Raw genomic sequence first — 8,185 nt, 5'->3', positions numbered from 1 at the left:
GTCTCCATGCGTTTGCCGCAGTCACGACAGCCAACACGTCTGAGCAAAACGCTGAGGCGCACTGCACGGCCGAGAATGGGCAAATCACGAACGACTCGCTCGCAATACTCGTGAGTGGTTGAACAGGGCTTTTGGCATCCACCACAGGAAGGGAATCGGGTGGTGTGGGGCGTCAGATCGATCTGTAGGGCATCGCCATCAGGCTTGATCGTGACGACAGAAAAGCCCTCCCAAAAAGGAAGGAAAGTATTAATATCGTGCATAAGAACGCCGGTTTTTTAGATGTGTTTGCTCGCACGAACATCATCAATCAAATCGGCGTTCTTGTTTCTGTGTTTCCCGGAATTCCGTGAAGAACCAAAAAAAAGCCCGATCTCGCAAAGCGTTCAATCGGGCAGGAGCACTCAGGAGCAACAAGTGCAAAGGGAGGTTCGATGCGCACACAAACTTGAAGGGGAGCGCAGGGCCTACTAGACCACTGCGCGATTATCTGGCGATTAACGGATTAAGCGACCTGGGCCAGTTTGGCGTTGGCCTGGTTCAGGCCCTTCTCCTGGAAGTCGCCGCCCAGGTTCATGCCTTCGGCGTGAATGAACTCGACGTCGTGGATGCCGATGAAGCCCATCACCTGGCGCAGGTAGGGTTCCTGGTGATCCGCGGTGCTGCCGGCGTAGATGCCGCCACGGGCGGTCAGCACGTAGGCACGCTTGCCGTTGAGCAGGCCCTGGGGACCGGTTGCGGTGTACTTGAAGGTCACGCCGGCACGCAGCACGTGGTCCAGCCAGGCTTTGAGGGTGCTCGGGATGGCGAAGTTGTACATCGGCGCGGCCATCACCAGCACGTCGGCGGCCAGCAGTTCGTCGGTCAGTTCGTTGGAACGCTGCAGCGAGGCCTCTTCGCTCTCGTTGCGCTGCTCGGCGGGTTTCATCCAGCCGCCCAGCAGGTTGCTGTCCAGGTGCGGCACCGGGGTTACCGCCAGGTCACGCACGGTGATCTGGTCGCCCGGGTGGGCCGCCTGCCATTGCTTGATGAAGGTCTGGGTCAGCTGGCGGGAAACGGAATCCTGCTGACGGGCACTGCTTTCGATGATCAGAACGCGGGACATGGGATGTAGCCTCCATCGGGAATGCTGTAGGTCGATGGAGCGCAGATTAAACAGAGTCATATCGATGAAAAAGCGCAAATAACTGCTATAACCAATCAATAAATTCGTTTATAAGCGGAGCAGGTCGCGCACCCTGCTCCGCTTTGCGCTTACTTGGCGGTACAGGTCAGGTCGATGCGCAGCTTGATGATGCTGCGGTTGAACTTGGCCGTGGCGTTCTTGAACTTGCCGGCCGCCACTTCCACCTTGCGCGTGCGCGGGGCTTCGGGGCCGTTGCGGAAGACCACCGTGCAGGCGGCGTCGGTGGTGCCGTAGTTGTTCACCTGGATCGAACCGATGTCGGCATCGGTGTCGTAGGCGGTGTAGTCGATGCTCACGCCTTCGAGGTGTTTCTGCACATCGATGGGATAGGCGAACGCACTGAGCGGCAGCAGGGCCAGCAACACACAACAGAATTTTCTCATTCGGCAGTCTCCAATAAGGAGCGCCAGCTTAGGACAAGAGGAGCTCCTCATGAAAGCGCCCCGCGTTACCCTCGATCAATGGCGAACACTGCAGGCCGTGGTCGATCACGGCGGCTTCGCCCAGGCCGCCGAGGCGCTGCACCGTTCGCAATCGTCTGTCAGCTACACCGTGGCGCGCATGCAGGACCAACTGGGCGTGCCGCTGCTGCGTATCGATGGGCGCAAGGCCGTGCTCACCGAGGCCGGCGGCGTATTGCTGCGCCGCTCGCGGCAACTGGTGAAACAGGCCAGCCAATTGGAAGACCTGGCCCACCACATGGAACAGGGCTGGGAAGCCGAAGTGCGCCTGGTGGTGGACGCCGCCTACCCCAGCGCGCGCCTGGTCCGCGCCCTGACCGCCTTCATGCCGCAAAGCCGCGGCTGCCGGGTGCGCCTGCGCGAGGAAGTGCTGTCCGGGGTCGAAGAGGTGCTGCTCGAAGGCGTGGCCGACCTGGCCATCAGCGGCTTCAACATCTCCGGCTACCTGGGCACGGAAATGAGCTCGGTGGAATTCGTCGCCGTGGCCCACCCGGAACACGCCCTGCACCGCCTGAACCGCGAGCTGAATTTCCAGGACCTGGAAAGCCAACTGCAGGTGGTGATCCGCGACTCCGGCCGCCAGCAGCCGCGGGACGTCGGCTGGCTCGGCGCCGAACAGCGCTGGACCGTCGGCAGCCTGGCCACCGCCGCCACCTTCGTCGGCAGCGGCCTGGGCTTTGCCTGGCTGCCGCGCCACATGATCGAACGCGAACTCCGGGAGGGCCTGCTCAAGGTGCTACCGTTGGACCAGGGCGGCAGCCGGCACCCGACCTTCTACCTGTATTCGAACAAGGACAAACCCCTGGGCCCGGCCACGCAGATCCTCGTCGAGCTGCTGCGCACCTTCGACACCGCGCCGCTGGACGCGCCCTTCGCCGCCCCGGAACAAGCCTGAACCGACACTTGAACCCTCCACGCGCCTGAACAGGAATTCAGCCATGGCCTATTTCGAACACGAAGGATGCACCCTGCACTACGAGGAATACGGCCATGGCGAACCGCTGGTGCTGGTTCACGGGCTCGGCTCCAGCACCCGGGACTGGGAAAAGCAGATCGCCGAGCTGTCCGCCCATTACCGCCTGATCCTCCCCGACGTGCGTGGCCATGGCCGTTCCGACAAGCCCCGCGGGCCCTACAGCATCGCCGGTTTCAGCGCCGACCTGGTCGCCCTGCTGGAGCACCTGAACCTGTCGCGGGTGCACCTGGCGGGCCTGTCCATGGGCGGCATGATCGCCTTCCAGCTCGCGGTGGATCAGCCCGGGCTGCTGAAAAGCCTGTGCATCGTCAACAGCGCGCCCGAGGTGAAGATCCGCAGCGCCAACGACGCCTGGCAGTGGTTCAAGCGCTGGAGCCTGATGCGCCTGCTCAGCCTCGAAGCCATCGGCATCGCCCTGGCCGGCAAACTGTTCCCCAAGCCGGAGCAGGCCGAGCTGCGGCAAAAGATGGCCGAGCGCTGGGCAAAAAACGACAAACGTGCTTATCTCGCAAGCTTCGATGCCATCGTTGGCTGGGGGGTCCAGGAACGACTTTCGCAAGTCGCCTGTCCAACCCTGGTCATCAGCGCCGACCGTGACTACACCCCGGTCGCACTGAAAGAAAGCTATGTGAAACTGCTGCCCGACGGGCGCCTGGTGGTGATCGCCGATTCGCGTCACGCCACGCCGCTGGACCAGCCGCAACGCTTCAACCAAACCCTGCTCGAGTTTTTAACCGCAGTCGACACCACCACCCAGGATCACTGACCCATGCTGAAAAAAATCGCCCTCGTCGCCGGCTCCGTTCTGTTCGCTGCCAACCTGATGGCCGCCCAGCCGGCCAAGGCGCCTCACGTCCTGCTGGACACCAGCTTCGGCAAGATCGAAGTCGAACTGGACCCGGTCAAGGCGCCGATCTCCAGCAAGAACTTCCTCGACTACGTCGACAGTGGCTTCTACACCAACACCATCTTTCACCGGGTGATCCCGGGCTTCATGGTCCAGGGCGGCGGCTTCACCCCGCAGATGGTGCAGAAGGAAACCCGCGACCCGATCAAGAACGAAGCCAGCAACGGCCTGCATAACGTACGTGGCACCCTGTCCATGGCCCGCACCTCGAACCCGAACTCGGCCACCAGCCAGTTCTTCATCAACGTCGCCGACAACGCCTTCCTCGATCCGGGCCGCGATGCCGGTTACGCGGTGTTCGCCAAGGTGGTGAGCGGCATGGACGTGGTCGACCAGATCGTCAACTCGCAGACCACCACCAAACAAGGCATGCAGAACGTGCCGATCGACCCCGTGCTGATCAAGTCGGCCAAGCGCATCGACTAAGGCCCTGTACGGAAAGTGGCTACATCCGCCGACTTTTCGTACAGAGCCCAAGGCTTCGCCGGGAGTCCCGGCGCAGCGCCGACACGGCGCTGCGCCTGCTTACTGATAAGGAGAGCCCGCCACGCGGGCGTCAGATCCCATGCTCTATCGTCGTTTTGAACAGCTGATCGATATTTTCCGCGACGCTCCCACTGCCGCTCCCCCCAACCGCGTACTGCCCTTCTACCTCTATTACATCAAGCAAGTCTGGCCGAGCTTCGTCGCCCTGCTGGTGGTCGGCCTGTTCGTCGCGCTGATCGAAGTGTCGCTGTTCAGCTACCTGAGCACGATCATCGACCTGGCCCAGGGCACGCCCAATGTCGAGATCTTCAAGACCCACGGCCTCGAGCTGGCCTGGATGGCGGTGGTCGCGCTGATCTTCCGACCGCTGTTCGTCGCCCTGCACGACCTGCTGGTGCACCAGACCATCAGCCCGGGCATGACCAGCCTGATTCGCTGGCAGAACCACAGCTATGTGCTCAAGCAGAGCCTGAACTTCTTCCAGAACGACTTCGCCGGGCGCATCGCCCAGCGCATCATGCAGACCGGCAACTCGCTGCGCGACTCGGCGGTGCAGGCGGTGGACGCGCTGTGGCACGTGCTGATCTATGCGGTCAGCTCCCTGGTGCTATTCGCCGAGGCCGACTGGCACCTGATGATCCCGCTGCTGATCTGGATCGCCAGCTACATCGGCGCGCTCTGGTACTTCGTGCCCAGGGTCAAGGAACGTTCGGTGATTTCCTCGGACGCCAACTCCAAGCTGGTCGGCAGGATCGTCGACGGCTACACCAACATCACCACCCTCAAGCTGTTCGCCCACACCCACTTCGAGCAGAACTACGCGCGCGAAGCCATCGGCGAGCAGACCGAGAAAAGCCAGCTGGCCGGGCGGGTCATCACCAGCATGGACGTGGTGATCACCGCCATGAACGGCCTGCTGATCGTCTCCACCACGGGCCTGGCCCTGTGGCTGTGGACCCAGTCGCTGATCTCGGTCGGCGCCATCGCCCTGGCCACCGGCCTGGTGATCCGCATCGTCAACATGTCCGGCTGGATCATGTGGGTGGTCAACGGCATCTTCGAGAACATCGGCATGGTCCAGGACGGCCTGCAGACCATCGCCCAGCCCATCAGCGTCAGCGACCGCGAACAGGCGCCGCGCCTGGCGGTGGCCAGCGGCGAAGTGCGTTTCGAGCATGTGGATTTCCACTACGGGAAAAAGACCGGGGTCATCAGCGACCTCAACCTGATCATCAAGCCGGGGGAAAAGATCGGCCTGATCGGCCCGTCCGGCGCCGGCAAGTCGACCCTGGTCAACCTGTTGCTGCGGCTCTATGACCTGGAGAGCGGACGCATCCTGATCGACAACCAGAACATCGCCGAGGTGACCCAGGAAAGCCTGCGCGAACGGATCGGCATGATCACCCAGGACACCTCGCTGCTGCACCGTTCGATCCGCGACAACCTGCTGTACGGCAAGCCCGACGCTACCGACGAGGAGCTCTGGGAAGCGGTGCGCAAGGCCCGCGCCGATGAGTTCATCCCGCTGCTCTCCGACGCCCAGGGCCGCACCGGCTTCGATGCCCATGTCGGCGAGCGCGGGGTGAAACTCTCCGGCGGCCAGCGCCAGCGCATCGCCATTGCCCGGGTGCTGCTCAAGGATGCGCCGATCCTGATCATGGATGAGGCCACCTCGGCCCTGGACTCGGAAGTCGAGGCGGCGATCCAGGAAAGCCTGGAGACCCTGATGCAGGGCAAGACCGTGATCGCCATCGCCCACCGGCTCTCGACCATCGCCCGCATGGACCGCCTGGTGGTCCTGGAAAAAGGCCGCATCGCCGAGACCGGCAGCCATGCCGAGCTGCTGGCCCACGGTGGCCTGTATGCGCGCCTGTGGCAGCACCAGACCGGAGGCTTTGTCGGTATCGACTGACCTGTAGCCCTGTAGCCGCTGCCGAGGCTGCGAGGCTGCGATCGGCTTGGGCGGCATTCCGACGAAGCAGTCGCAAACCGGCGAATGCGCTCCTTCAGGCAGATCACGGTTGCAAGATTTACGACCGCTGCGCGGCCGATCGCAGCCTTCGGCAGCGGCTACAAGGGGGCGGCTACTTCAATCACTACCCGCCCATCGCAGGCTGCGCCAGCGGCTACAGAAAAACGCCAGGGCCCGTTACATCGGGCCCTGGCGTTTTTTTTCGCACTGGATTTGTAAAAAAAGCCTGCTGTACTGAGCCTAGGTTCTGGACCAGGGCCTGCGGCCAGCCTGCACGGCCGCATCACGGCTTTATCGCATCGATAGTCGACCTAAAAGGATAACTTCATGTCTCTGTTCAAACGTTCAGTCACTGAGTTGTTAGGTACCTTCTGGCTGGTATTGGGTGGTTGTGGCAGCGCCGTACTGGCGGCCGCGTTCCCGGAGGTCGGCATCGGCCTGCTCGGCGTGGCGCTGGCCTTCGGTCTTACCGTCCTGACCATGGCCTTCGCCATCGGCCATATCTCCGGCTGTCATCTCAACCCCGCGGTGTCCGTCGGCCTGGTGGTCGGCGGGCGTTTTCCGCTCAAGGAACTGCCCGCCTATGTCATCGCGCAAGTGCTAGGCGGGGTGATCGCCGCGGCGCTGCTGTACTTCATCGCCAGCGGCAAGCCGGGATTCGAGCTGGCCAGCGGGCTGGCTTCCAACGGTTATGGCGAACATTCGCCGGGAGGCTATTCACTGGCGGCGGGTTTTGTCAGCGAGCTGGTGATGACCGGGATGTTCGTGGTGATCATCCTCGGCGCCACCGATAAACGTGCGCCGGTGGGCTTCGCGCCAATCGCCATCGGCCTGGCGCTGACGCTGATCCACCTGATCTCGATCCCGGTGACCAACACCTCCGTCAACCCGGCGCGCAGCACCGGGCCGGCCTTGATCGTCGGTGGCTGGGCGATCCAGCAACTGTGGCTGTTCTGGCTGGCGCCGATTCTCGGCGCGGTGGTCGGCGGCGGTATCTACCGCTGGCTGGGCAAGGAAGACAGCTGAAAACCACCCCGAGGGTCACGCCTGCCGATACGGCAGCGCGGCCCTCGCCTCTTCGGCGTAAGCCAGCACGCCCGCCCGCTCCTGCCGGAGAAAATCCTCCACCGCCGCTTTCAGGCCGGGGTGGCGCAGGTAGTGCCAGGACCGGGTAATCACCGGCTCGAACCCCCGAATCAACTTGTGCTCGCCCTGGGCACCGGCGTCGAAACGCTGCATGCCCTGGGCGATCGCATAGTCCATGCCCTGGTAGAAACAGGTTTCGAAATGCAGGCGATCGAACTCCGCCAGGCAACCCCAGTAACGCCCGTAGAAGCTGTCGCCACCGATCAGGCTGAAGGCCATGGCCACCGGCCTGGCGTTCTGCTTGGCCAGCACCACGCGGATGGCCTCGGGCATGCGTTCGGCCAGCAGGCTGAAAAAGGCCCGGGTCAGGTAGGGTGACTGGCGCCGCACCGCATAGGTGTTGGCGTAACAGGCGTAGACAAAATCCCACTGCGCCTCGCTGAGCTGCCGGCCTTCGAGCCACTCGAACTCGATGCCCTGCCCCGCCACCTGTTCGCGCTCCTTGCGCATCTGTTTGCGCTTGCGCGAGCTGAGGCTATCGAGAAAGTCCTGGAAGTCCCGATAGCCACGGTTCTGCCAGTGGAACTGGCAACCCAGGCGCTGCAACCAGCCGTCCTGCCCGGCCAGGGCGGCATCGGTAAAGGCATCGGTGAAGTTGATATGGGCGCTGGACAGCCCTTCGATCTCCAGGTAACCGGGCAGGCTTTGCAGCAGTTCGAGGCCGTCTTCCAGGGTCGCCGCCAGCAGCCGCGCGCCGCTGACCGGGCTGAAGGGCACGGCGCTCAGCAGCTTGGGGTAATACTCGATGCCAGCCCGGGCGCAGGCGTCGGCCCAGCCATGGTCGAACACGTACTCACCGTAGGAATGCCACTTGCGGTAGCTGGGCAACGCCGCGATCAGGCGCCCGTCTTGCACATGCAGCAGGTGCTCGGCCTGCCAGCCGGAACGCGGGCCGAGGCTGCCGCTGTCTTCCAGCGTGCTGAGAAAGGCGTGGCGCAGAAACGGCTGGCCGTCACTGAGCAGGCCGTCCCATTGCTGCGGATCGACGGCGGCCAGGCTGGTCAAGGATTGCAACGGCATTGGGTTCCCCGCAAGTGTGTCCACGAACGCG

At 63.3% G+C, this 8,185-nt stretch carries 9 protein-coding genes; 5 read left to right on the top strand and 4 right to left on the bottom strand.

Features of this window, described 5'->3' with window-relative positions; genetic code table 11:
- From PVZ78_RS30935 to PVZ78_RS30925, 3 genes are all read right to left on the bottom strand, one after another.
- Positions 1-263: transposase family protein (locus tag PVZ78_RS30935; RefSeq protein WP_273828319.1), on the bottom strand; the 263-nt coding region annotated here is incomplete at its 3' end.
- A gap of 242 nt (positions 264-505) precedes the next feature.
- On the bottom strand, positions 506-1,105 hold the full coding sequence (locus PVZ78_RS30930) for an FMN-dependent NADH-azoreductase (RefSeq protein ID WP_016704169.1): 600 nt from the start codon (positions 1,103-1,105) through the stop codon (positions 506-508).
- Between the two features lie 149 nt (positions 1,106-1,254).
- Positions 1,255-1,569: a hypothetical protein gene (locus PVZ78_RS30925; protein ID WP_038581315.1), complete on the bottom strand. Its 315-nt coding sequence runs from the start codon at positions 1,567-1,569 to the stop codon at positions 1,255-1,257.
- A gap of 49 nt (positions 1,570-1,618) precedes the next feature.
- Here PVZ78_RS30925 and PVZ78_RS30920 point away from each other — a divergent pair, with 49 nt between their 5' ends.
- From PVZ78_RS30920 to aqpZ, 5 genes are all read left to right on the top strand, one after another.
- A complete protein-coding gene (locus PVZ78_RS30920; RefSeq protein ID WP_007920628.1) occupies positions 1,619-2,542 on the top strand; it encodes a LysR family transcriptional regulator in 924 nt (307 codons plus the stop codon).
- Between the two features lie 43 nt (positions 2,543-2,585).
- Positions 2,586-3,389, top strand: a complete 804-nt coding sequence (locus tag PVZ78_RS30915) for an alpha/beta fold hydrolase (protein WP_053268459.1) — start codon at positions 2,586-2,588, stop codon at positions 3,387-3,389.
- Between the two features lie 3 nt (positions 3,390-3,392).
- Entirely contained in the window at positions 3,393-3,956 is a 564-nt protein-coding gene (locus PVZ78_RS30910; RefSeq protein WP_007920626.1) for a peptidylprolyl isomerase A, read from the top strand.
- A 139-nt stretch (positions 3,957-4,095) separates the two neighbouring features.
- Positions 4,096-5,928, top strand: a complete 1,833-nt coding sequence (locus tag PVZ78_RS30905; RefSeq protein WP_016704167.1) for an ABC transporter ATP-binding protein — start codon at positions 4,096-4,098, stop codon at positions 5,926-5,928.
- 387 nt (positions 5,929-6,315) lie between these two features.
- On the top strand, positions 6,316-7,014 hold the full coding sequence (aqpZ, locus tag PVZ78_RS30900; RefSeq protein WP_009047606.1) for an aquaporin Z: 699 nt from the start codon (positions 6,316-6,318) through the stop codon (positions 7,012-7,014).
- Between the two features lie 15 nt (positions 7,015-7,029).
- On the opposite strand, the gene PVZ78_RS30895 is transcribed toward aqpZ, so the two are convergent.
- Positions 7,030-8,154: a GNAT family N-acetyltransferase gene (locus PVZ78_RS30895; RefSeq protein ID WP_028681886.1), complete on the bottom strand. Its 1,125-nt coding sequence runs from the start codon at positions 8,152-8,154 to the stop codon at positions 7,030-7,032.
- Between the last annotated feature and the right edge of the window lie 31 nt (positions 8,155-8,185).

Origin of the sequence: Pseudomonas sp. SBT1-2, assembly GCF_028640875.1 — a bacterium.
Taxonomy (GTDB): Bacteria; Pseudomonadota; Gammaproteobacteria; order Pseudomonadales; family Pseudomonadaceae; genus Aquipseudomonas; species Aquipseudomonas chlororaphis_I.
This window is presented reverse-complemented; position numbering and strand designations above follow the sequence as displayed.